Source organism: Virgibacillus sp. 6R (assembly GCF_001895305.1).
GTDB classification, from domain to species: domain Bacteria; phylum Bacillota; class Bacilli; order Bacillales; family Amphibacillaceae; genus Virgibacillus; species Virgibacillus pantothenticus.
Genome location: NZ_CP017762.1, coordinates 1,753,292 through 1,779,634, shown reverse-complemented (window position 1 = coordinate 1,779,634; position 26,343 = coordinate 1,753,292). Strand labels below are relative to the sequence as shown.

The following is a 26,343-nucleotide window of genomic DNA, read 5'->3' as shown; positions in this document are numbered from 1 at the left end:
TATGGAGCATTTAACTATTTTACAAAAATTATTTAAACGGGCACCTATATACTTACTTGGGATTATTTTGATATTTAGCCTAATTTTACATATTGTTTTTTTTATTAAACATCCTGGTGAAAATTTCATTAAACCAAGCGATCAGAAAATTCAAGCACAACTAGATGATGGAGAAATTAGCGAACGTATTGCAATGCTAAAAGAACATACTTGGAAGTATGGAAGTAGAGATGCTTATTTGTATACACAAATGGCTAATCAGATTATTGAAGATGGTATTTATGGTTACAATACAGATAAAGAAAGTAATGCATTTGTTACACCTGGTCACCCTATGATATTAGTGTTACTTTTTCAGTTAGCCAATTTATTTAACATAGAGCAAATGACAATGGTAAAAATCTTCAACATGTTGTTAAACATAGCAACCATTGCACTTATTTATTTAATTGGAACAAAAATTTTTAAAAACAAGTGGATAGGTCTTGTTGCTTCTGGATTTTATGCGACTTACTTCACTCCACTTCATTATTTTAGAACTGCATTAACCGAGATACCTGGTATATTCTTTTTTTGCTTAGCGATTTATTTATTTTTACTAGCATTGGAGTCTAACAAGAAACTCATTCATTTTTTCTTTGCTGTTGTCTTTTGTTATGGAGTGATGATTCGGCCTGTAATTGCCCCATTGGTTTTAATTGCATTTGTTGTTTTGTTCATAAAATATCGCCAGCATTTAAAAATGTGGCTTTTAATAACTAGTATTTGGGCAATTGGGGCTGCTATCGTCATTGCTCCATGGGTAATTAGAAACTTTATTATGTTTAATGAATTCATTCTATTATCTACGCATTCAGGTAATAGTTGGTTTGCTGGAAGTAATCCATTTAATATATATGATTTTTCCGACTATTGGAAAGAACAGCGGGAATTGGGAATGGAGAGTAAGGAGTATGCCATTATGAAAATAAAAGAGGGATTTGAAAATAATTTTGGTCTTTGGTTTTCTTGGTTTACAATTGGTAAAACCTATGAACTATTTAAAATCCCAGATGCCATTTATTATTATAACTCGTATAGCTTTGCTGGACCTATAAAGACAATGCATCATTATTTAGTAAATCTTGCGTTTATTACAGCGATTATATCACTGTTTTCACGTAAAAAAGAGGCGATTGCAGTAACAGCAGTCTTAATCATGTATATCGGATTATCCAATTTGTTTTTAACTATTCCTCGTTACGGTTTTTTTATTATACCCATTATGTGTGTATTAAATGGGTATGCTATTATAACAATAGTGACAAAGGTAGTACATATAATCAGAAATCAAAAAAACAAGTTATATACAAATGCGAACAAAGCTTAACAGCTTTGTTCGCATTTTATTTGTTTATGAAATGTGCTAAGAGCTAGTTCTGGTGTTTGTTGGGCTAAGTGCTGATATATTGTCATTTTTTCTTTTAATTCTTCCCTAATAAACTCCTCGTTTACAAGGGATGTACAAACTAATTGATATAAACGCTCATGATCCCAATCACTTTTTTCGACATGACCAGCTAGCGGTTGATTAACAAGTGAAGCAAAAGCATCTATTTTGGGGTCATATGAGATAGCTATGAATGGTGTATAATTGATTGCTGAAAATATGAGCGAATGGAGACGCATACCAATAAGCAGTTTAGATTCTCCTATAAGAGCTATCTTCGATTGTAGGGAATCATCAACTGGTGAAATATAGCTTTGCTCATTCATTAGGCTTGCTGTTTCTTTTGATTTACGTTCATCCTGTTCACCATGCATGGGAACAAAAACAACTGCATATCCATTTTGAACAACTCGATCTAAACATAATGCGATTTCTTTAGTAAATGGATGATCCGTAGACCAGTCTCTTACACTTATTGTTACGAACTTTTGGTTGAAAGTCTGAGTTATAGTCCATTGATGGGTATAGGAACTGGCATCTAATCCTACTACTGGATCTGGAACAATGGAAATTTCTTGTTTGATGCCAATTTCACTCAGCAGTTGCCGGGAAGCTTTATCTCGTACCGTAATTTGTTCAACTTGATTTAAAGCGTGCTTAACAATCCATTTATTTAAAGCCGATTTGATCGGCCCCATTCCCTGGGCGTAAACAAAAACGGGTTTACGAAAGAATTTAGCCATCTTTATAATCCCTGCGTAATAAGGAATAGTAAGCATACCAGTTTTGTCTTGTAACAAGCTTCCACCACCACTTATTAAACCATCCGTATTCTTTAGTGCTTCAATAACTTGCCAAAATTTTCTCCGATGTACGGCATTAACATGATACGTTTTTTTTGTCTTCTCAGGGTTATTGGATAATACATTAATTTCGACCTGAGGATCAATCATTCGTAGTTGCTCAATAATAGCAAATAGTATGGCTTCATCACCTACATTGTCAAAACCATAATAGCCAGACAGTACAATACGCATTATCGCCACCCCTTTATCATGTATTTAGTGACAATCGGTGCGCATTTTTTATATAAGAAAATAAGCAAAAGACCAATAAGATATCCAAAGGCTATACTATAAACCGTTCGTAATAATGATATGTGTAACGGAATATGAAGATGGGTAAATGTATTCATCACGGATAAAAATCCAATGGTTCCAGGAATAAGCAATAGTTTTCCTATTAATCGATTACTACCAATGACATAAATTGCTAATAGGAAAAATGGAAAGCCAATTAGAAACTCTTTTGTTCTAGGCCGTACATATAGCAAATCTTCTAGTGCGCTGCGTAAAATTAACTCTATACCACTTACAGTTGCATTATTACCAGTACGTGTAATATAGTAAATACCAATTGCACCAATGATAAGGAAAATAATTAGATGCCAGTATTTTACCGGAACATTTAATAATTTTAAAGCTTCTCTCCAGAGTAAAAAAACGGCGACGAATATGATTGGAATTACATAAACGAGCTTGACTCCTCTAAATACTTCAAACCCAGTGATAAATGGATTTCCATTTAACAAGCCAATAACAATCATTATTCCAATAAAAGTTATTCCGAGCGCTTTAAAATATTGGACTGTGATATCCCTAATGTTATTATTTGTGCTTCGCATTGTAGATAACATCGCACAGATTGGCGCTAAAATAGCTATCATTAATGCAAAACCTTGTAATAAAAAGAGTTTTTGGGTTAATAAGTAAGCCAGCGCTAAAATTGACATAAAGATAGTTGAAATAAAGATCCATTTGTTATTCTTCAACAAAGTAGAGCCTAATCCAGTAAATAGAATGCCTGCAGCAAATAAAAGTATCTGCAACCAAGTAGGAGTTTTTATTTCAGAGAACGGTGTCGGTGTTCCTTGCGTATAATCACTTGCTAATTTATCATGGACGCTTTCCACAAATGCAGTTGCATTTTTTAAACTATCTTCAGGTTTACCCGTTTGTAAGTGAAAGAAGATTGACCGTATATTACGTTCTTTCACAGCTCTTACTGCTTGATCAACATTTTCGGGCAAACTCTTATTGTCTAAATGTAGACTGTGCAATCTGATGATATTGTAATCTGTATTACGAGCAACTGTCTGTAAACCTTTTTGGAGGTTAAATTCTATAAAATAAAACTGGAAGCCATTTTTTGTAAGTGAATTTGTCCAATTCTCTACCTTTGTCATGTTAGGGTAGCCAATAAGTTCCTGACCTGAAAATAGTATTTTATTTGACCCTGACTTCTTCATTTCAATGAGCTGACTAACTGTACTTTGATTGAATGGTTGATCTTCGTTGCCGATTCGAAAGATATAGTCCAAGCCATTTGCTTTTACTTGTTCAATGGTTTCTTTATTAAAAGCAAAGTTTGTTGATAATAAACCTGGCTTTTTTTTAATGAAGTAAAATGTCTGATCGCCAATTGTAGTGGTTGATGGTTGCAGGTTTTGCTCAATTAGCTGTTTGTAATTTGCTTCTTCTGGTTGAGTAATGTAATACCCTTCTTCAGCTGTGTTAATTTTCGAAGCGTTTTTGCTGAATAGTAGAGCCTTCCTTAGCTCTTGTTCACTATAGATAGAAATAAGTTTATGTTCTTCCATCCATTTTAATGATATTTGGTTTATACTAACAGTATTCAATCCGGCTTTTTTTAAAGTGGCCAGTATATCGTCTGTATTTAAATTTTCCGTTTCGGTAGCAAGTTGTTCAATTTCATGATAAGGAACAACAATTTCGTATGTATTGTTATTTGTTTCCTTTTCCCATCGGTCCATAATCCCAGGAATGGTAATTGCTATTAAAATTAGCAAGGCAACCCAAAACCATCTCAGTTTAATCATTTATTGGCTCTTCCTTTCTGTTGTCTATATGGAGTATATTGTAATATTTCAAACACATTAATTACTTTCATTAAAAGTAATAGTGCAATATATATCCCTACTCCAACTACAATAGCTATAGTTAGATAAACTAATGCTTGGATTCTTGTCCAGTCAGCAACGGATATAAATAACGTTGGTGCTCCAATAACCACTGCCATAAATAGAGAAGCAAGATTAATTTTTACAATCATTTTTTTCATGAGCCTAAATGGTTGGTGTTTATAAATATACCAAGTGTTAATGATAAATAAAATGATATATACCACTAATGTTGATACGGCTGCCCCAGCTAAACCAAGAAGTTGGATTAAATAAATATTTGTTGCAGCTTTAATAAAAACACCAATAACTACAATCATTGCAGCTTGTTTGGCTAAGTTCAATCCTTGTAGAATTCCAGTGCTTAAAATAGTTAATGAGGTAAATACAGAACTACATCCAATAATAGCCAGTATCCAATTTCCTTCTAAGTCAGTAAATAAAGCTAAGTTCATAGGTAAAGTTAGTGCCAGTAAGCCTGCAGCTGCTGGCCAAGAAAGAATATGTGTAACTCGATATGTTTTTTCTGTTATTGCTCGGACTTGGGTTGTATCTCCTTCTGATAGCTTGGATGTAATCAGAGGTATTAATGGTAAAACAACCGATGTTGAAAAAACAGTTGCCATTTGTACAACAGAAAGTCCACGTCCATAAATTCCGTAGAGATAATTAATATTTGTTTCTGAAGTTCCAATATTTCTTAAACCATATGGTATCGTAATGGAGTCGATAAAATTAATTAAAGCCATAGTAATTGTTCCTATAGCTATTGGTATAGATAGTTTTAAAATATGTTTACTCCGTGAAGTAAAGCTATGGAACGTGTATTTTCTAGATAGTGTTTGCTTGAATGAAGAACGAATATATTTTGCTTTTAAGTAGACAAGTGATATAAATGCGCCTACTACAGAGCCAATCATGACACCACCTGCCACAACTTCATCTGAAAATTTTTGCTGCACAAGGTAGTACGCAATAAGTAAGATTAACCCAACACGGACAAACTGTTCCATCACCTGAGAGATAGCTGTCGGTTTCATATCTTCAAATCCTTGGAAGTAACCTCTATAAACAGCCATATACGGTGCGATTAATAGAGTCGCAGCTACGATAATTAAAGCAAGTCTTGTGGACTGTCCCCCTAAAATTTCTGCAATAGTTGAGGAAAAACCGTAAATAACCAGAAAACTGCTAAGTCCAAAAAGAAAGGCAAGAATGCTTGCAGTTACGTATATTTCCTTTATTTGACTAAATTGGTTTTGGGCACGAGCATCTGCAATAAGCTTTGAAATGGCAATAGGAATACCTGCTACTGATAGCGTTAGCGCCACCATATATACAGGATATACCAGACTGAAGATTCCTAATACATGATCACCTGCTATATTTTGTAGTGGGATACGAAATATACTTCCTAATATCTTAGATAATAACGTAGCAGTGGTTAATAATAATGTACTTTTGACAAAGCTGGAGCTACTCATGGGTTTTTCCCTTTAGCTTCTGTTTCATTATAAGGATAGCAAATTCTGGTAACGCAAGCATTCTTTTCCATCTACTCGGCTGCTTTAATAATCGATAAAACCATTCTAAATTTAATTTTTGAAAAATAACTGGAGCCCGCTTAACTGTTCCAGCTATACCGTCAAACGAACCACCGACACCTATAAATACACCTTGGTTGAATTTAGACAGGTTGTTAGCTATCCAATTTTCTTGTCTCGGACACCCTAGTGCAACAAACGTAATATCAGGCTGTAGTTTTGCAATCGAATCTGCTACTTCGTTCGATTTCCAGTTGAAATATCCATCTTGTGCCCCGACGATTTTTATGTTGGGGTATTGTTGTTCAATTTTTTTCACAGTTTTTTGCAACGTATCATTTTGCGCACCGAGTAAGAATATACGATAATGTTTTTTATTTGCTATTTCTAATAAATGGATCATCGTGTCAAAACCAGTAACGCGTTCTGGCAAAGGTTGTTTTAACAATGAAGCTGCTTTTACAACCCCAATCCCATCAGCTACCACATATGTAGCACGTTGTACATGTTGCATAAATTGAGTGTCTTTTCTTGCTTTCATAACAACCTCGGGATTTGCTGTAATAACAAAAGTTTTCTCACCTCGCTGAATTCGCTGGTCTAATAAATCAACAAAAGATTGTTGGTTAGTATGAAGAAAGGGAATTCCCATTATTGTAACGTGCTTCATGTTTTTCTCAAAACTCCTTTAAATGGGGTAAAGCATTATTTGCCCTATTCGATGAGACTATCTTGCTTTTGAATGTATGCAAGGTTAATCCAACCATACCCATTTTTAAAATAAATTTTAATCCAGTTTCCTTTTATGATCAATTCTCCTGATTATTGATAGCTGCTCTTATATAATTATGTGCTTGTAGTTTACCAATAATTTCTCCATCTAAATTAGGCTCTGTTCTTACGTTTAAATTCGATTCCATACTTGTTACTTAAAAAAGGTTGTTAAAAGCAACGTAATCCTTGGAAATCCAACCTTTATCTTGTTTATCTGAAACAAAGTACCAGTTTGGATTTTCATCTAATATGTAAACATAGATGTCGCTTGCTAATTGTTTAATGATGTTATCAGAATTTTCAGTTGATGGTTCTTTTCTTAAACGAACCCCATCGCTAGTGGTTATCGCGAGTAGATCTTGCATATCATCTGATTTGTTTGGGATATATTGGTCATCAGAAGGTGGAGCAGTGAACTTATCCGAAACACGGATTCGGGCATTTTCTTTTTGTAAGTAATTTCCTGAAACCCAACCTATTATCCCATTCACTTTGATTTTATACCACCCGCCATTGTCACCAATAATAGTAACGGTTATATTTTTTCCTAAAGTCCTAATAATATTAAATGAGGTTGTTGGACCAGTTCTAAGATTTACACTTGCTGTTGTTTTGGCTGTTTTACCTTTATATTTAGGATCAACATGATAAGCTTTGTCACCAGTAGGTAAAGGTGAAGCGTTTGGTTGTTGTTTAAAGGTAGGAACATCAAATTTTAAGATATAGTAGTCTAATAAGCTGTAAATCTCATGAATTCTCTTTGTTTGCAAGACGGCCCATTGTACATGTGTAGCGTACTGGGGGTATCCTGGGCTATTAGGATTCCACCTCATTTTATATAGTGTATCTTGTCCGCTATTTATGTAATTATTAGCGATATCTCTAGCTCCACCTATAATCGCTGCAGCTGGAGTAAACCACCGTCGATTAAAAGCATATTTTGCTCCACCTTGAAGTGGGTTATTATCTACTGCTCCATATCCATACATGTTGTATACGATATGGCTAGCTTTATTTTTATGGACGATATCTCCATACTTATCTACTGGTACACCAGTTGCAAGTTTTGATGTTCCGTTTCCGGTTTCATGAAGTGCGTGAGCCATTAAATACACTTCGTTTACACCATATTTATTCCCTGCTTGAATAAAAGAATTTGCCTGACCAGATAAATTTCCTTTGTTATGAAGTACTTTTCTATTAATTTCATTTGAATTCAAACTTGCATTTTCTGATAGCTTAAGAAACTGTAAATAATCACTAGATTCTTTGGAAAAATTATTAGGATTTGCATAATACTCTACAAGTGATCGACTAGCAATATATTTACCAGCACCATCCACTTTTGGAGTTTTTGTTACTTGTATGTCTATCATATCTTTAAATGAGTAGTTATAGTTAGTGTGGCTAACGTTTATTTTAGGTTCATCGATTAGCTTTAACATTCTATTTAACATAGCAGACATTTCTCCGCGTGTCGTTCTATCTAATGGGGCAAAATATAATCCCTGACTATTTTTTTTACCGCCAATTATTTTTAAGTCGACCATTTCTTGTACAGCACCATAAAACATCGGGTTTATTTTGTTCTTATCATAGAATGGAAGAGGAGCTTTTTCCGCTTGTACGCCTTTTAAATCTAATGCCCGTTTCATCATAGCAGCTATTTCTTGGCGAGAAATATGCTTGTTCGGTCTAAAAACATTATTTGGGTAACCGCCAATAATTTTATTGCTAGTAGCGGTGGTAATTGCAGAATAATACCAAGCGTTTTCTTTCACATCAGAAAACGACTGATTGGTTGAACTAGGAGATAAATTTAACGCTCGCACTAAAAATACAGTAAATTCAACTCGAGTAATGGGACGATCTGGTCGATATGTTCCATCTGTATATCCATTCATTATTCCTCTTTCAATAAGTGATAGCATACTTTTTTCAAAATAGTGTCCGTGAATATCTGATTGAGCATAAGCAGATTGAGGTAGTACAAGTACGAATACAATAAATACTAAGAATAAATGACGAAATATTTTTTTCATGTGTTGTTAAAGCTCCTTTATAAATGAGCAATCAGTTAGTTAAACTAGAAGTCTAAATGCTGTAACAACACAATACTAGTATATTTTAACTTGAATTTCAGTAGTATTTACAGATAATTAATATTTTTTACGTAAACTTAACAGTACCTGGTGTAAAAGTATGATATTCTAATTATAAGATCAACGAGCAATAAAAAAACATCCCTTATAACTGTCCGGGATGCTAAATAATAGCTTTTTCTCTTTCCTTTAATTCTGTATCTGTTAAATACTTTGCCAAATTCATACTAGATTTACCGTTTGAATATTCGTTCCATTGTTTTGCAAACTCTTTGATTTTACCGTAGTTAAATTTATTTTCTTTAATTGTAAGAATAATAGCTTCTGTTGAAGCTACTACTGGCCCCGGCATTTGCTGTTCATAATCATCAATTAAGCCACTTGTGAGACGGTATTCTTCCATATCGTATGCATAAAAGATCATCGGCTTTTCGAGCAGTGCGTATTCAAATGGAATGGAAGAGTAATCTGTAATCAATATGTCTGTAATCAATAATAGTTGATTTGTATCATAGAACTCCGATACATCGTATACAAAATCTTGATAAGCCTCACTAATATCATACGTAACTGCAGGGTGTGGTTTGATTAGTAGTACATAATCCTCTGACAGTTCTTGATATAGCTTTCCGATATCTAATTGCAATTGATAATGAGATAGTTGATCGTTTCGAAATGTTGGAGCATATAATATAATCTGTTTATTATTTATTATAGGGTGTTTCTTGACCATTTGATTATAGATACTTTCCTTCATTGAATGGTCAAACAATACATCTGATCGTGGAATTCCTTTACGAAGAATACGATCATCTGTCAGTCCAAAGCTTTCTTTAAATGTTTCCGCCATTCGTTCTGAACCAACAACGGTATAATGAAAAGTGTTATAAACTTGTTGAAAACGTTCATTCGCTTTCTTTGATCTAAATTTATTGGTTGGATCTTTTAACCCAAACTGTTTGATAGCTCCGCCAGCATGCCAAAGTTGAATACAAGTTACGCCTTGCTTGAATGATGTAGCTGCCAAAAAACCATAATAATTGTCTATTAAAATAGTTTTTGCAGTGGCAAGATGGTAGATTGATTTAATATAAGCAATTGGGTGCTTTAAAGTAAACGGAATAATGGTTGCTTTTAAATTATGAAATAGATATTTACACGAGCTACTTTTTAGAATAACCACTTCTTCATCAGATAACTTGGATAATGCTTTAGTGGTATAAAATATATTATCGCCGAACGTTGCAACACAGACTGTTTTCGTTTTTAATGTAAACAGTTTAAAGAAATTAAAGAGTATACGAAATACAAAAAGATATATACTTATTGCAATTTCTTTAACCATTATTCGCCATGTTTAGGTCTGTTTTGATTTTTGTTGTGGAAATACCTACTGTTCTTGGTAAGTAAATGACCTTGCAGTAATCTTTTAAAAAGTCAAATTTACCTTCCCAGTCATCTCCCATCACAAAAACATCAATATCGTGTTTTTTAACATCTTCTATCTTTTGCTCCCATGTATACTCAGGTATAACTTCATCTACGTATCTAATAGCCTCAAGAATTGCTTTTCTTTGTTCAAATGTATAATAAGCTTTTTTCCCCTTTAGAGCATTGAACTCATCTGCAGAAATTGCCACTATTAAATAATCCCCATACTCCTTTGCACGACGCAGTAAATTTATATGCCCCATGTGTAGTAAATCAAATGTACCGTAAGTGATTACTTTTTTCATGTTAAAACCTCCGAATAGTGTTGATTATATTATACTATATTTCATTTACTTTGCGTTTACAATTTCTTAACAATAAACTTAAACTTTATTATATAATAGATATCAAGCATTGGAAACCTATGTATTTCCCCATGAATCATCTTACTACTGAATTAATCGGAGCACTAGCACAAAAGCTAGACATTAAAGAAGGGTTTTCGCGGCACTTTAAAAAAGCTGCCAATTAGTGTTTAACTATGTGAACGAAAAGAAGTCCATTCTGCAAATTCTCACAAATTCTTTTATGGTCGCGCCTTTAAAAGATTACGGTAAACTAAAACCTTCGTATTCCTAGATCGAAATGGCAAGTTTCACCACCAAACATTATATCATATAGACGTTCGAATAGCACCATGGTAACAATTGCTATCCGTCTATATAAAAATGTTAGGAAGGATGAGATAGCTCATCTGATTAAACTAATGTAAGGTACATACTATTCTAAACAAACCGAATCCATTAAATTAATTTTAGATGTGTAAACGTTCCGTCAATAAAAGCTGGAAAAACATCTGTTTTTTTACTGCGACCCATCCGAACTGCTATACGCCGGCAAGTGGCTTAGATTTCATTGCGCCAGCAGAATCCTCTAAAGCATTTAACATAAAATAAACTATGTCAAACGAAAAGAGAAAATTCCAATGTGAAAAGTTTCTTCGTAACGCTGTTTTATAAGGCTGAATTAATAGTCCTGTTTGAACACTAGGGGATAATGCTAAAAATCCGCCATCCTTGGCCTTAGTTTCGAAATATGTAGGCGCATTCTCTTCACGGGTTAGAAAATAAAAACCTTCATAGGTTTTACTTTCACACCCTGTGGATCAAGACGACGCTCTTGCCCTCGCTCTTAGGATTTTCTATGCCTAACGCAACGGATCATGAAGTAGAGGTATATGTTAAGGGACAAACGACTACTTTGTTCTAAGGGGGCTTTATTAAGGAATTTTGTGACCATTCCTGCATTTACTCAAAACGTATTTTTGGACATTCAGGATTGTAATTTATAATGATCTTAATGTAAAATAATTTATTGGATTTTGTAGAAAACACTATATGTTAAAATAAAATCAAATACATTTTAAAATGGAGGAGAGTTTAGTATGAAAATAAAAAAGGCTATTATACCTGCTGCAGGATTGGGGACAAGGTTTTTACCTGCCACCAAAGCTATGCCTAAGGAAATGTTACCTATTGTCGATAAACCAACAATTCAATATATAATTGAAGAGGCTGTTGCTTCAGGTATAGAGGATATTATTATAGTAACTGGAAAAGGAAAGAGGGCAATTGAGGATCATTTTGATAGAGCCCCTGAATTAGAACAAAACTTAATAAATAAGGAAAAATTCGATTTACTTGAAAAAGTTCAATATTCCTCAAAATTAGCGAATATACACTACATTCGACAAAGGGATCCGAAAGGGCTAGGACATGCTGTATGGTGTGCTAGACACTTTGTTGGAAACGAGCCTTTTGCAGTATTACTAGGAGATGACATAGTACAAAGTAAGGAGCCCTGTTTAAAACAATTAATTAACCAATTTGAGCAAAAAAACTCCTCCATATTAGGAGTTCAACAAGTTCCTAAAAATGAAACAAATCGTTATGGGATTGTAGATTATACATCTTCTGAAGGCATGTTATACCAGGTAAAAGAGTTAATTGAGAAGCCAGATAACGATAAAGCACCTTCAAATTTAGCAATTATGGGTAGGTATATATTGACACCTGAAATTTTTGAGTACTTAGAAAGCCAAGAAGTAGGAGCTGGGGGAGAAGTTCAGCTGACTGATGCTATTCAAAAATTAAATAAAACACAACCGGTTTATGCTTTGGATTTTGAAGGCAAAAGATATGATGTAGGGGAGAAATTAGGTTTTGTAAAAACTACAATAGAATTTGCTTTGCAGCATGAAGAATTAAAATTAGACATTTTGAAATTTCTTCATGAAATATTAGAAACAAAGTTGATATCTCATACTACTACAATTAGCAAATAGGAAAAATCGAGCCGAATTACGAATGTATAAATTATAGTTTATTATTCTTACTATATTAACGGGTCATATATTTTTTAAGTTAGATAATATATATGTACATGGATTTCAATAATATGCACAAATTATTTTATGGTTCTATATTGAATGTGGTGGCCCTTATTGGAAAAAGGGTAAGATAGTTAGATAAAAAAATACACTCTTCCCTCTCTTTTAATAAATTTGAGTTGCTGGACAAAAGGTAATAGAGAGGGAAAAGAGCGCAAGATCATTTTATTGTAGTTAATGGGATTAAAGATAAAATGGATTTATCGAAATCTTTTAAGCAGGCTGTATAAAAACGTGTAGGAAATCCATTTATAAGTTAGGTGAGGATGAGAAGGAAAAGGTGCAACTGCTCCTTCCAACAGATCCTCGCTTAGAAGAGGCATATGAATTAAAGAATAAGCTAGATACATGATTTAAAGAGAGTAGCTCAACTATAGTACAAAGTAGGCTGGGAAACCTGTATAGAAGCTATGAATAATTCGAATTTAGAAATATTTCAGCGTGTGAAGGGGACATAGCAAAGGAATCTTACATTTGTGTTTATGTATCCATTCAAGAAATGGTTACATGGAGAGAGAGTTGATAACACATAAAACGTAATTCAATTGGGATTAAAAGCTTTGAGCGAATGAAAAAATTATGGCAGCAAGAGGTTAAAAATATCATGTGGGGTTTAAAAGAGATGGTGGAGATTTTCAACCTGAATTTGACAGAGAACCTTATTTATTTATCATCCTTTCTAAAATGAAAACCTTTAAAATTCCTTCAATAAGTGTTTTTAAATAAACTACCTTTTATTTTTCCTAATTGCGACCGATATTAATTATGATAGAGTTTTCATATTAATTAGGAGGTTAAAATGAGAAAGAGTGCTATTTTAGTAGTTTTTATGCTGATTGTTCAGCTGTTTTCTACGTTAACTGTATTGGCAGATTCAAATAAAAAGGGAGGCGATTATAACCAACTTTCAGAAGAAGAGGTTTTTCCTAATGAAGCTGATGAAGCTATAAATAAAGATGAAAGCCCTAAACCAAAGATTGAAAACAAATCAAATTTGGATACAGAAGGACACTCAAATTACGGTACAGAGAATAATTTAGAGGTTGAGGATAAAGAAGCAGAGAATGAAAGTGTACCAAATTCTAGTATCAAAGATAAAGCTACAGAGAAGAATACTGAGCAAGGTGTTCAGGAAAATCAAGATAATGGCAATGAAATAAAGAAGGAAGAAGTACTCGAATCGAGAACACTTACTTCTCAAACGATAAATGAATCGAATACAAGCCTTTTAGGTCATATAAAAAAAGGAACCAAGATCTATAAAACAATAGGAGATACTGCAACGAGTTTTAGTTCAGATAAGTACTTAAATAAAGTCTATTACATTAAGAAACAGGCGAAAATGGGAGATCAACTCTATTATCTAGTAAGTACGGAGCCAAGTAGTACTAGAGGTATAATAGGTTGGCTAAAAGCTAAAGATTTAAGGACGCATATCCATAAAGGTATTGATAAAAAAAATAAACTTCTTTATGTAAAAGGAACCGGCAGTGCCTATAGCAAGGCTTGGGGAGGTCCTAAAGATTTAGTGTATGCCGATTTGGCAGGACAAAAAGGAAAAATATTTAAAGTGAATAAGACAGAAAAGGTAGGAAACAACACGTGGTATCGAGGCAACCTAAATGGAAAAGAAGTTTTCATTCATTCAAGTTATCTAGCAGGAGTTGAAGAATCGAATACAGGCCTTTTAGGTCATATAAAAAAAGGAACCAAGATCTATAAAACAATAGGAGATACTGCAACGAGTTTTAGTTCAGATAAGTACTTAAATAAAGTCTATTACATTAAGAAACAGGCGAAAATGGGAGATCAACTCTATTATCTAATAAGTACGGAGCCAAGTAGTACTAGAGGTATAATAGGTTGGCTAAAAGCTAAAGATTTAAGGACGCATATCCATAAAGGTATTGATAAAAAAAATAAATTTCTTTATGTAAAAGGAACTGGCAGTGCCTATAGCAAGGCTTGGGGAGGTCCTAAAGATTTAGTGTATGCCGATTTGGCAGGACAAAAAGGAAAAATATTTAAAGTGAATAAGACAGAAAAGGTAGGAAACAACACGTGGTATCGAGGCAACCTAAATGGGAAAGAAGTTTTCATTCATTCAAGTTATCTAGCAGGAGTTGAAGAATCGAATACAAGCCTTTTAGGTCATATAAAAAAAGGAACCAAGATCTATAAAACAATAGGAGATACTGCAACGAGTTTTAGTTCAGATAAGTACTTAAATAAAGTCTATTACATTAAGAAACAGGCTAAAATGGGAGAACAACTCTATTATCTAATAAGTACGGAGCCAAGTAGTACTAGAGGTATAATAGGTTGGCTAAAAGCTAAAGATTTAAGGACGCATATCCATAAAGGTATTGATAAAAAAAATAAATTTCTTTATGTAAAAGGAACCGGCAGTGCCTATAGCAAGGCATGGGGAGGACCTAAAGATTTAGTGTATGCCGATTTGGCAGGACAAAAGGGAAAAATATTTAAAGTGAATAAGACAGAAAAGGTAGGAAACAACACGTGGTATCGAGGCGACCTAAATGGGAAAGAAGTTTTCATTCATTCAAGTTATCTAGCAGGAGTTGAAGAATCGAATACAAGCCTTTTAGGTCATATAAAAAAAGGAACCAAGATCTATAAAACAATAGGAGATACTGCAACGAGTTTTAGTTCAGATAAGTACTTAAATAAAGTCTATTACATTAAGAAACAGGCGAAAATGGGAGATCAACTCTATTATCTAATAAGTACGGAGCCAAGTAGTACTAGAGGTATAATAGGTTGGCTAAAAGCTAAAGATTTAAGGACGCATATCCATAAAGGTATTGATAAAAAAAATAAACTTCTTTATTTAAAAGGAACCGGCAGTGCCTATAGCAAGGCATGGGGAGGTCCTAAAGATTTAGTGTATGCCGATTTGGCAGGACAAAAGGGAAAAATATTTAAAGTGAATAAGACAGAAAAGGTAGGAAACAACACGTGGTATCGAGGCGACCTAAATGGGAAAGAAGTTTTCATTCACCAAGCATATTTAAATGAATCGAAAAAGACAGTTTATAACCTATCTCTTTTAGAAGCATTGAAAATCCAAATGAGCTCTGGCCCCAAAACTGATAAAAGATACGACACCTATGTTTCTAAACAGTATATAGATAAAGCCAATAGAGTTAGTGCAAATCTCCTAAATGTACGAGGAGGCCCCTCGACAAGTTTTTGGGTAGTTGGTCAATTAAAAAAGGGAGATAAGGTTACTATCTTAGGCGAAAAAAATGGATGGTATAAAATAGATTATACCGTAATGTGGGTAAACCCTAGTGCGCAGGATGTTTTATATTATCTTGATCCAAGCAATTTTTTAAATGATGAAAAGCAGAAATTTCAATTTGTTGATTTAACTAAGACGACGGGTTCATCTGCTGCTCAGTTATATAGAGTAATTAATAACCATTTAAAAGGCAAAGGGATCCTTGAAAATCAAGCACAAGCATTTATTGATGCTGGGGCAAAGCACGGAATAAATGAGTTATACTTAGTAGCCCATACAATACTAGAAACTGGAAATGGGAAGTCCACTTTAGCCAAAGGAGTCCAATATAAAGGTGTAAAAGTTTACAATATGTACGGTATTGGAGCGATTGACTCTTGTCCTATCACCTGTGGTGCGAAAAGAGCTTATGAAGAGGGGTGGACAACACCATATAAAGCAATTGTTGGGGGAGCAAAGTTTGCAGCAGATAAATATATTTTCGCTGGTCAAAACACTTTATATACAATTAGATGGAACCCTTTAGCAATGGATAGCTTAGGTAAAGCTTACCACCAATACGCATCAGATATTGGATGGGCTTCTAAACAGGTAAACACTATGTATAATCTTTATCAACAATTAGATTCTTACACTTTGAAGTATGACATACCAGTATATAGATAATTATTTGCTGTCTGAAGTAAAAATTAAGTTTTAGTCTCAAAGATTAATTAAATTGGCAAGAACTTAAAAGTAGCTATATACTAGGTTAAATTTCTTCAAGCGGTTGCCCTTTTTATTTTCTATCATAATAGAAAGCACCTTTACTAGTAGGTAGTGTAATTTTAATTAATTCCACTACCCGTCAAGGTGCCCTTCTCTTATCCCGCATGTAAAGTGCCGTAAAACTACCAATTTAAAAGCCCTAAGTGGAGAAAACGACACCTAAATACCCGATTCAAGGTCTTAGGGTTATACCCTTGTGGTACTAACATTAAGTAGGGGGATGGAAGAAAACACCTACTTAATGAAGTTTCACTTTAGACCTCTTAATAAGATAAAGAGACTATAATTTTTACTAAGAAGTATTTTTTGATCCTGTGAAAGCTAAATATCTGAGGTATATATTTTTTTAGTAGATATATCCAATTTCCAAAGTTAAATGTTCCATAGAGCTTTTAGTTTACCATTATTCTCTCTTAAAAATCATTTAAGCACAGTGGTAAATAGTCAAGAGTAAAATCATCACAAATTGGAAATTATTTTAGCTTTGTATCGTAAAAGGGTATACCAAAGAAGTCTCATAACATTTCCAAAAAAATGGGTGTGAGAATATCAACGAATGAAAGGTGAATGATGCTTAATGCTCTCTCCTTTCAGGTGCAGTATATAATTGATTGGTTTTGAGTAGCGAAAAACCAATCGTACTAGTTTTCTTGCGGTTAAGACGAGTGCTCTTTTATGTTGGTGCTTGTTTGCTTCATTGTATTCCTTTTGATAGAACTTTATATTCACTGTCACATCGGTGAATGGAGTCTGCAGCTTGAACCAAATAATAACGTAAATATTTGGTCCCTGGTTTCATCTGCTACATATTCCCCTGATTGATATTGATTCCATACGAGCCCTGCATATTTGGCTAAGGCATGGTGGTCCTTGAAACGCTTGATATCGCCTATTTCGGCAATTAAGCCAGCTGCATAGAGTCCTCCGGGCAGGTCTGAAAGTCTATTAAAAAATGACAGTAGTGAAATGGAGCTTCCCCTATCCTCCGCTATTCACCTATTTTGTTTTTTTGAGTATCTTTAATAAATTACAAGTAAACTCACTGCGTAATAATCAAGGATTAAACTTATAAGCTAAGATTGTCGCGCAATATATTATACAAGGAGGGGTATTTTGAAAAAGGGATTTACAATTTTCTTCATTTTTTTGCTGATTTTTTCTCCTTCGGTACTACAGGCAGAAGAAAAAATTGAAGAATACAACGAATTAGGAATTAAAAAAGGTACAAAAGTTTATGGGGAAGATATAAGCGAACTATCAGAAAAAGAACTTCAGTATGTGCCAAAGGGTTGGAGAGATGGAAATGTGGAAGAGTCTGAGCACCCACATCCAGAGAAAATAGATAGAAACCATTCTTTTTTAATGAGGTCCATTTTTCCTGATGTTAATACATATATCAAAAATATGAAGTCTCCAAGTGTACAATCTGCACATAAGAGTATGTTTGAAAAGTTTAATTACAGGAATGGTTACGGTGCTGTTGAAGGTGTAGTTGCTCATGAAACAGCTAACGATAATTCTACAATTTTTGGAGAAATTTCCTATATGACACGAAATCATGAAAATGCCTTTGTCCATGCTTTTGTAGATCATGAAAGAGTAATTCAAATTCATCCTTTAGATTATGGTGCTTGGGGTGGAGGTAGATATGCTAATGAACGGTTTGTTCATGTAGAGTTAGTCAGGACTGGTAATTTCGATCAATTTGCAAGGTCAATTAACAATTACGCTAGTTATATTGCTAATATCCTATATGATTATAATTTAGGAGTAACAAGTGCTGAAGAAACTGGTAAAGGGTCATTATGGTCACATAAAGCTGTGAGCAATCATTTAGGGGGTACTACACACGTAGATCCTCATGGTTACTTTGCGAGATATGGATATAATTGGAACCAATTTGTGAGTTTGATAAGACAAAAACATGATGCTATAGTAAATAGTAAAAAAGCAAATACTAGTAAGCTTGCTCATATTAAGTCTGCCCAAGTTAAAATCTATAGGACTCCAACAAATCTTAATAAATATTCAAAAGCAGGTTCAAAAAATTTAAATAAAGCTTTTTATGTGAAGGCTGAAGCCAAAGTTGGCGGTACCAATTATTATTTACTTAGTAATAATCCAAGTAGTAAGACTGGTACAATTGGGTGGGTTGAATCTAATAGTGTAAACGCCCATAATCACAAAGGAGTAGATAAGAAACATAAAACCCTCTACGTGAAAGGGACTGGAAAAGCTTATAGTAAAGCCTGGGGAGGACCAAGGGATTTAGTGTATGATCTTTCCACGAAGAAGATGAAGGAATTTAAAGTAGATAAGACAGAGACTGTAGGTAAAAACACATGGTATAGAGGGGTACTTGATGGAAAGACAGTGTTTATTCACTCAAGTTATGTTAAGTAAAAGTAAGAGAGAGCCGATATTCGGCTCTCTTTCATTATCAAGGCTATCTCTAGTCTGCTTGATTAAGATTTAACTAAAAAGGAAAAGTCGAAGTTTTTTCTGCATAGCGTAAAGGTATTTTCTCTTTAATATTGAATAACAGACTGTTGTACACTACATACTTGTTAATCTTTAACCCTTAATATCTCTATGATAGAATTGAATAGGCTACACTTAACTGGACAGAAAGATCAGGATCAAGTAAGCTGAAACAAAACTGTAGTATTTAACAAACTAATAGAGAACTTTACGCGGAGAGGCAGATATGCTAACCTCATTGACAAGCTAAGTTTCTTTTGTCCGCTTGATCTTTGGCGTCAAGTTGTTAAATATATACTACATTTGTTTAATTACTTAAAGACTCAAAGCGAGGTGCCATTTATATTCTGTTTTAATAATTTTGAAAGTTGCTTCTGCTGGCTTTATAAGGGCATCTTTTCCTACATAATGACCATTGGATCAGAAATATGTCTAATGCTTCATTAATCGTCCTAAACTTAGCCCCTGTATACGTTGATACTAAGTCATTCTCTTTCATAATTTTTTAATACGTCGTCTTGGCAATCATTCCTTGTTCTTTAGCTCGTGCTTAATTTTACGGGTACCATAGTTTTGGCATTTTTATAAAAAAATAGCCATGATTTTAGCTGTTCATTTATATTGTTCCATGCAAGAAAGGAGAAATATATTTTAATATGAAGTCAAATTTTGTTTCAAATAAAATTAAAAATATTAAACTTGAAAATAATGACTATACAATTCAGATACCAATAAAAGAACAGTATACGAAGTCATTAGAGAAAAGTTCTGTAGTTTTAAAATCACGTGATAAACAAGAGGCGATAGATTTAAACTTTAACTACCTAAATTCTACAGAATGTTATCGTATATATAAGGTCACTATTCCCTTTAACACTTTAAAAAATAAATTATTTAAAAAGAACATTTGGGATATGTATATAGTTCAGGAAAATAGTGAAATAGAAGCCAAACATATTAGAATTAAAAGTGATTGTTACAATATTCATTTTCTTTCTACTACAGTACCTACTCAAGAGAAAATGTTCTATCCTTATGTTACAAATCAAGGAGGTTTATCTTTCAAAGTAAATGATTACGCAATGATATCAGAGGTTGAATCAGTTAAGATATCGAAAAAAAATATAATTTTTTATGGCTATTTTAATTTTCCTCCTTTTTATAGAAATAACCAATATAAAGTTAACAAGGTTACGCTTTGGGTGGTTGACAGTTTGACGAATAAAGAGACAGAAGTTCCTATAGAATTGTTTCAGCGAGGGGACTTACTACCGGATCAACATTTGGATGAGAATATAATGTTTGGGTTTAAAGGTAAACTAAATTTAAAAAGTTATTTAACCGATAATAAGAGACTAAGATTTTTTTTAAAAGTTTGTTTTAAAAAAGCTGATGGTTTGCTTGAAGAATATGAATCCAGAATAAAATTAACATGTTTTAGCTATGAAAAATTAAGTTCAATTATTTTTAATAAGTATAAAAAGTATAAAATTTATGTAAGACAGAGTAAAAAGTCTAAAGCTTTCACAGTTCAAATTCTCCACTTCAATTTAAAAAAAGTGATTATAGAAAAAGTCAGATATAAATGGTTGAAAGTTCGAAGGGGAAATAAATTGAAAAGACTATATAAAGTAGCCTTTAAAATACTAGGAAAACTACCAGTAAGGAAAAATTTAATTGTATTTGAGAGTTTTTTAGGGAAACAGTATAGTGATAGTCCAAGAGCTATATATGAATATATGCTAGAAAATAATTTGAATGATCGAATGTATTGGAGTTTTGACAGAAGGCATATTAATTATTTTAAAGATAGGGAAATAAGAGCTGTTAGAAGGTTTTCAATAAAGTGGTTATTTCTTATGGCTAGAGCAAATTATTGGATCAGTAATAGTAGACTACCATTATGGTTACCAAAACCATCTCATACAATTTATGTCCAAACCTGGCATGGAACTCCTTTAAAAAAGTTGGCCGCAGATATGGAACAAGTACAAATGCCAGGTACTAACACCAAGAAATATAAGAAAAATTTTTTAAAAGAGGCTAGTAAATGGGACTATTTAGTATCACCTAATAACTATTCTACTCAAATCTTTAAGAGAGCATTTGGCTTTAAAGGGACTATGATTGAATCGGGTTATCCTAGGAATGATGTTTTGGTTAAATCAAATAATAAAGAGAATATAACAGAAATAAAGAAAAAAATAAAGATTCCAACACACAAAAAAGTGATTTTATACGCGCCAACATGGAGAGATAATCAGTTTTACGAAAAAGGTAAATATAAATTTAATCTGAAAATGGATATAGATAAATTAAGAAAAGAATTGCAGAATGACTATATTATTATTTTAAGATTACATTATCTCGTTGCAGAAAACTTGGATTTAAGAGGATATGAAGGCTTTATATACGACTTATCTAAATATGAAGATATTAGAGAATTGTATTTAGTATCGGATATATTAATTACTGATTATTCTTCAGTGTTTTTTGATTATGCAAATTTAAAAAGACCAATGATCTTTTATGTATACGATATTGAGGACTACAGGGATAATCTAAGAGGTTTTTATTTCGATTTTGAAAAAAAAGCCCCAGGCCCTTTAGTGAAGTCTACTGATGGAATATTGGAAGAGATAAACAAAATAAACAAGGTTGGTTTTGTTCCATCTGCTAACTTTCGAGAATTTTATAAGAAGTTTTGCTATTTAGAAGACGGAAAAGCTACTGAACGAGTAGTAAAAAATTTTTTTTACTAATGTCTTAACTCCTAAATAAAACTGTTTTGTTAGTAAGAATACAAAAATAAATAAAGAAAGAAAGGATAATTTTATGTTTAAATCCAAAAAAGGACTGTATATAATGACAACCTCTTTACCCCTAACTTATGGTGGAAGAACTAGATCTTTACTCCAAAGAAGTAGGATCTTGACAGAAAATGGCTGTGGTATAGATGATATTACTTTAATAACTACTAATTATAACCCTGATTATGAATACGTATATAAACAATATCGTAACAAGGCAGTTGTTAATGAGAATACTGACTTCTTAAATATGTACAATGATTTAAGATGGGATGACAGTGTGAATATTAGAAATAATTACCGAGAATACCTTCACAAAGAGCTTGGAGATCAATATTTTGCTGTACCTAAAAAAGGAAATGAGCATAAAACGGTATTTTATAAGAATGGTGTACCGATACTTCATACTTCATACAATACTAAAACAAATCGAATGGGTCACATTGAAGTATATTCAAATCAACATTCCCATCCGGCTAAGAGGATATATATAGATAAAAATGGTAATCTCCATAGGATTAGATATTTTAAAGATAAAACTAAAGATAATGTTATTAGAGATGTTTTTGTTGATAGGAAATTTAATGCTTATTTAACTAAGGAATATATATATACTAATGAAACTTTGAAATTAGATCGAATTATACTATTTAAGAAAGATAATAGCTCTGAAGTATTTTTAAACGAAAAAGAACTTATAAAATATTGGTTCGAGGGCTTTTTAGTAGATGGAGATACAGTTATCAACGATGTAAGACATTTAGATAGACCATTATTAAATGTAAACAAGAATATAAAAAGAATTTTTCAAATGCATGGACCGCATTTGTCTAAACCTAATAATTTAGATTCTGAAACGAAAAACAGCTTTAGATACCTTTTTGAAAACATATCGGAAGATCAAGATGTTATTATTTCATTAACAAATGGTCAAAGGGAAAATATTATTAAAAAATATCCCCATCTTGCAAATAGAATATATGTAATCCCTCATTGTATTAGTGGTAAAGTTAATATTAATGAAAAGATGATTGATCGCAATAAAATTTGCGTTGTTTCAAGATTAGTGGAATTAAAACGAATTGATCATGCGATTAAAGCATTCAATAGTGTATTAAAAGATAGACCTAATATAAAACTTGAAATATATGGAGAAGGTGAAGAGGAAGAATCCTTGAAGAGATTAGTAGCTGAGTTAGGAATTCAGGATTCCGTAAAATTTAAAGGTTTTACAAAAAATCCACAAAAGATATATGAATCATCCTCATTATTTCTAATGACTAGTAAACTAGAAGGGTTTGGTCTGACTGTTTTAGAGAGCATTTTTCATGGATGTCCGGTAGTTAGTTATGATATTACCTGGGGCCCATCCGAAATTATTAATGATAATAATGGAATTTTAGTTGAGAATGGAGATATAAACGGTTTAAAAAATGCTATGGTTACTTTACTTGATTCTCCCCCAAAAAGAAAGAAAGTGGCGAAATTAGATGAGAAATTTACACAAAAGCATTTTGTAAAAAGTTGGAAAGAAATATTAAGGAAGTGAGTAAAAAATCAGATATTTGGAGTGAGTAGAAAGTATGCTCAGATAAGTTTAGATTTGCTGTCAAAAGTTTGCGCATTAAGCTGTAATCTTGATAATGCTGGTATTAAGTAAATCAATCTCAATATTAAAGCTATTACTAGGAATAGACTTTATGCTTACATTAAACTAATTAATATAATATGATATAATCAATGTTATACGTAATTTTTCATATTATATTAATTTAGTAGAATTACGTTAGAACTTTTAACCAAAAAATGTTTAAATAGGGGAATTTTTTATGACTAAGATAGATGAACATAAAAAGAGAAAAAGTTATTCAGAGCATGGAGTGCTGTTGGGGAAAATAGAAGTGAAAAAAGTTTCCTATGAAGGAAACGAATTAATAATTGATACAAGATCAAACATGAATAAAGAATTCGAATTATATTTATACAATGAAGAAAGTAAAGTTTATAGTAAAGTTAAATATAACTTTCATGGTGGTCAAATTATAATAGATATAAATTATTCTTTTAAGATTAATAAACAGTTAGAAGGTAAATGGTCTTTTTGTGTTAAAAGTAAATTTGAATCTTATACCTTATTAGAGTCATTTAAAATAAATAATTTTGAAAAACAAAATATCCCCATTGCAGATTTAGGGATTAACCATAACCTTTATTGTGGAATCTACATTGATAGTAAAGGTGTTCTTTACTATTGTCAATTTCCTGAATTGCTATATAAGGAATCTACTAGAAATGAAATTTTAGAGAAAATAGATATTAATAATATTAATATAAAAAATAAGTCCTTTAGCTTTCATTTAGTTGAAGATAAATTTAATAACTATGATCTAATTAATGTAGTTTTGGTGGCTAGAAAACAAAAAAAAGCTAGAATGGTTCTAGGTACTATAAAAAAAGGGAATGAAATTAAATGTACTTTACCTGAAATGGAATTTCAAAATGGACGGTATAATTTTTTCCTTGAAGTAGTATGTGGATCATATTATGTTAAAGCAAGGCTGCATACGAACCAAAATAAATGTGATTTGGGCTATTTTGATCTAGAAAATGATAACTCAGTATTAGTCTATAAAACTGCCAAAAATAACTTATCATTGGTAAAAGGTAAAATTTACAATGTCTTTAGAGAAAAATCAAATGCAAAAATAACTTTAACTAAAATAAAAAGAACTTGGAGAAAACGCTATAAACTAAGTCTTCATGTTGATTCAGATAACAAACTAAAGATCAACAAAATACTTATTAAGTTAAGAAGTAGCGATAACTTCAAAGTTATGGAGGCTTCAAACCTTACTATAAAAATTCAAAATGGAAACAATCGAAAAGTTGAAGGCCAATTTATTCCAGATTGGGAAAAATACCGCCCTCTTTATTGGGATGTTATGTTAGAAGTAACAGACGAGCAAGGGTACACAGGTTGTATGAGGGTTAATAAAGCGTCATATATTGTTAAAAAAGTTTTGAAAGAAGATTATTTTAGGCAATCAATAGTTAATAAAGATAAAATAATATATCCATATCTTACTCTAAATAAAAGCGTATCCTTTATGATGAGAGAAAAAGATTCGTATGAGAATGTTAGAAACAAAATTAAGGAAAAGGTTGCTTATTATATTTTTAAGTTGCTCAAAGGGTACCCTTACAAGAATAAAGAAGTGTGGTTAGGTTTTGAAAAGTTCTCAAGAACAGCTCAAGATAATGGTTATGCTTTCTTCGATTTTGTTGAAAAAAATAATCTTCATAAAGACTTTTATTATATAATTGATAGTAGGTCACCTGACTATGAGCGAATTAAGGCTATAAATAAAAACATTGTTGAATTTATGTCCTTTAAATATTTTTACCTTATTTATGTTGCGAAGTTACTTATTTCATCTGAGACAAAAAGGCATGCTTATAATATAAGAGTGAGAACTGGGAGGGTGGCTAATTGTTTACAAACAAAGCGTAGTATTTTTTTACAGCATGGAGTCACAGGTCTAAAGAAATCAGATGTATTTAAAAAAAGTAAGGGGAGAGGTAACTTCGATTTAGTAGTTGCTACTTCAGATAAAGAGAAGGAAATAATAATAGAGAACTGGAAATATTCGGAGCAAGAAGTGATTGTTACTGGTTTTTCTCGATGGGATTTATTAGAAGATAGATCACATAAGCTGGAACAAAAAAAGATATTTGTTATGCCTACATGGAGATCATGGATGGAGGGAATGACTAAAGAGGAATTTGTACGATCAGACTATTATCATAACTACCTTTCATTTTTAACATCAATTAGATTAAGGGAAATTTTGCAAGAATACAATTTAAATTTAGTATTCTTTTTACATCCCAAATTTAAAGAGTATATACATGAATTTTCAGTCTCTGACCATAATATTTATCTTAAAAGTTTCTTAGATATTAAAGTTAATGAAGAATTAATGGAGTCTTCTATCTTAATAAGTGATTATTCATCAATTACATGGGATATGTTTTATATGAATAAACCAGTGATATTTTTTCAGTTTGATCATGAGAAATATAATGACTTAGAAGGTAGTTATTTGGATATGGATAGAGAGTTATTTGGGGAACGTGCAGAAAATCCTGATGAATTAATCCAAATATTATATAATTATATTACAAATGATTTCAAAGTAACACCGGCTTATCAAAGTAAAAGAAGAAAGTATTTTAAATATATTGATCATGATAATTCAAAAAGAATCTTTAACGAAATAAATAAACGATTAAATATGGGTGATTAATAA

Annotated in this window: 15 protein-coding genes and 1 pseudogene; 7 read left to right on the top strand and 9 right to left on the bottom strand. The window is 32.4% G+C overall.

Annotated elements, in window-relative coordinates; translation table 11 throughout:
- Nucleotide 1: 1 nt before the first annotated feature.
- Nucleotides 2-1,369: an ArnT family glycosyltransferase gene (locus BKP57_RS08140; RefSeq protein ID WP_072741331.1), complete on the top strand. Its 1,368-nt coding sequence runs from the start codon at nt 2-4 to the stop codon at nt 1,367-1,369.
- Here the strand turns inward: BKP57_RS08140 and csaB are convergent.
- The 8 genes from csaB to tagD all read right to left on the bottom strand — a co-directional run bounded on the left by csaB (nt 1,366) and on the right by tagD (nt 10,565).
- A complete protein-coding gene (gene csaB / locus BKP57_RS08135) occupies nt 1,366-2,466 on the bottom strand; it encodes a polysaccharide pyruvyl transferase CsaB (RefSeq protein ID WP_072741330.1) in 1,101 nt (366 codons plus the stop codon). The two genes, BKP57_RS08140 and csaB, sit on opposite strands and share 4 nt — an antisense overlap.
- A complete protein-coding gene (locus BKP57_RS08130) occupies nt 2,466-4,328 on the bottom strand; it encodes a DUF5693 family protein (protein WP_072741329.1) in 1,863 nt (620 codons plus the stop codon). The genes csaB and BKP57_RS08130 overlap by 1 nt, the downstream gene beginning before the upstream one ends.
- Complete coding sequence (locus BKP57_RS08125) at nt 4,325-5,893, bottom strand: putative polysaccharide biosynthesis protein (RefSeq protein ID WP_050351026.1); 1,569 nt, start codon at nt 5,891-5,893, stop codon at nt 4,325-4,327. Before BKP57_RS08125 ends, BKP57_RS08130 begins: the two co-directional genes overlap by 4 nt.
- On the bottom strand, nt 5,886-6,623 hold the full coding sequence (locus BKP57_RS08120; protein ID WP_072741328.1) for a WecB/TagA/CpsF family glycosyltransferase: 738 nt from the start codon (nt 6,621-6,623) through the stop codon (nt 5,886-5,888). The genes BKP57_RS08125 and BKP57_RS08120 overlap by 8 nt, the downstream gene beginning before the upstream one ends.
- Before the next feature lie 139 nt (nt 6,624-6,762).
- Nucleotides 6,763-6,873, bottom strand: a complete 111-nt coding sequence (locus BKP57_RS22510) for an SH3 domain-containing protein (protein ID WP_198035033.1) — start codon at nt 6,871-6,873, stop codon at nt 6,763-6,765.
- Between the two features lie 9 nt (nt 6,874-6,882).
- Nucleotides 6,883-8,769 (bottom strand): S-layer homology domain-containing protein, encoded by a 1,887-nt coding sequence (locus BKP57_RS08115; RefSeq protein WP_072741327.1) that lies wholly within the window; start codon nt 8,767-8,769, stop codon nt 6,883-6,885.
- 223 nt (nt 8,770-8,992) lie between these two features.
- The gene (locus BKP57_RS08110) at nt 8,993-10,174 is read right to left on the bottom strand and encodes a CDP-glycerol glycerophosphotransferase family protein (RefSeq protein WP_072741326.1); all 1,182 of its coding nucleotides are present in this window, start codon (nt 10,172-10,174) and stop codon (nt 8,993-8,995) included.
- Entirely contained in the window at nt 10,167-10,565 is a 399-nt protein-coding gene (tagD, locus tag BKP57_RS08105) for a glycerol-3-phosphate cytidylyltransferase (protein ID WP_050351031.1), read from the bottom strand. Before tagD ends, BKP57_RS08110 begins: the two co-directional genes overlap by 8 nt.
- Before the next feature lie 1,139 nt (nt 10,566-11,704).
- On the opposite strand from tagD, the gene galU reads away from it, so the two are divergent.
- Together galU and BKP57_RS08095 are read left to right on the top strand one after the other, a co-directional pair.
- The gene (gene galU / locus BKP57_RS08100) at nt 11,705-12,604 is read left to right on the top strand and encodes a UTP--glucose-1-phosphate uridylyltransferase GalU (RefSeq protein ID WP_050351032.1); all 900 of its coding nucleotides are present in this window, start codon (nt 11,705-11,707) and stop codon (nt 12,602-12,604) included.
- Between the two features lie 904 nt (nt 12,605-13,508).
- On the top strand, nt 13,509-16,640 hold the full coding sequence (locus BKP57_RS08095; RefSeq protein ID WP_156875300.1) for an N-acetylglucosaminidase: 3,132 nt from the start codon (nt 13,509-13,511) through the stop codon (nt 16,638-16,640).
- 676 nt (nt 16,641-17,316) lie between these two features.
- On the opposite strand, the pseudogene BKP57_RS08090 reads toward BKP57_RS08095, so the two are convergent.
- Nucleotides 17,317-17,668, bottom strand: a pseudogene (locus tag BKP57_RS08090) (transposase); the annotation flags it as partial.
- A 187-nt stretch (nt 17,669-17,855) separates the two neighbouring features.
- Between BKP57_RS08090 and BKP57_RS23220 the strand changes: the two are divergent.
- The 4 genes from BKP57_RS23220 to BKP57_RS08070 all read left to right on the top strand — a co-directional run bounded on the left by BKP57_RS23220 (nt 17,856) and on the right by BKP57_RS08070 (nt 26,340).
- On the top strand, nt 17,856-19,145 hold the full coding sequence (locus tag BKP57_RS23220; protein WP_072741325.1) for an N-acetylmuramoyl-L-alanine amidase: 1,290 nt from the start codon (nt 17,856-17,858) through the stop codon (nt 19,143-19,145).
- Between the two features lie 734 nt (nt 19,146-19,879).
- Nucleotides 19,880-21,985 (top strand): CDP-glycerol glycerophosphotransferase family protein, encoded by a 2,106-nt coding sequence (locus BKP57_RS23215; RefSeq protein ID WP_072741324.1) that lies wholly within the window; start codon nt 19,880-19,882, stop codon nt 21,983-21,985.
- Nucleotides 21,986-22,058: 73 nt separating this feature from the next.
- Nucleotides 22,059-23,582 carry a glycosyltransferase gene (locus tag BKP57_RS08075; protein ID WP_050351038.1) on the top strand — a complete coding sequence of 508 codons (1,524 nt, stop codon included), beginning with the start codon at nt 22,059-22,061 and terminating at the stop codon, nt 23,580-23,582.
- A 280-nt stretch (nt 23,583-23,862) separates the two neighbouring features.
- Nucleotides 23,863-26,340, top strand: a complete 2,478-nt coding sequence (locus tag BKP57_RS08070; RefSeq protein WP_050351039.1) for a CDP-glycerol glycerophosphotransferase family protein — start codon at nt 23,863-23,865, stop codon at nt 26,338-26,340.
- Nucleotides 26,341-26,343 lie beyond the last annotated feature (3 nt).